The organism is Corynebacterium sp. 045007, assembly GCF_040743205.1.
Lineage (GTDB): Bacteria > Actinomycetota > Actinomycetes > Mycobacteriales > Mycobacteriaceae > Corynebacterium > Corynebacterium jeikeium_D.
Genome location: NZ_JBFLKW010000060.1, coordinates 1 through 285, shown reverse-complemented (window position 1 = coordinate 285; position 285 = coordinate 1). Strand labels below are relative to the sequence as shown.

Here is a 285-nt window from a genome sequence, read left to right as displayed (position 1 = left end):
ACGGATTGTAAGCACATGGTTTCAGGTACTATTTCACTCCCCTCCCGGGGTACTTTTCACCATTCCCTCACGGTACTAATCCGCTATCGGTCATAAGCAGGTATTTAGGCTTACCGGGTGGTCCCGGCAGATTCACAGCAGATTCCACGAGCCCGCTGCTACTCGGGCAACACACCAATTGCACGCACGGGTGTTTCACGTACCGGACTCTCACCGTCTACGGCAGGACATTCCAATCCACTTCCGCTACACCCACACAACACAACGCAGGACTAGCAGACCCTG

General features: G+C 54.4%; 1 rRNA gene. It reads right to left on the bottom strand.

Annotated elements, in window-relative coordinates:
* A 23S ribosomal RNA gene (locus AB1Z34_RS11195) occupies positions 1-285 on the bottom strand; the annotation flags it as partial.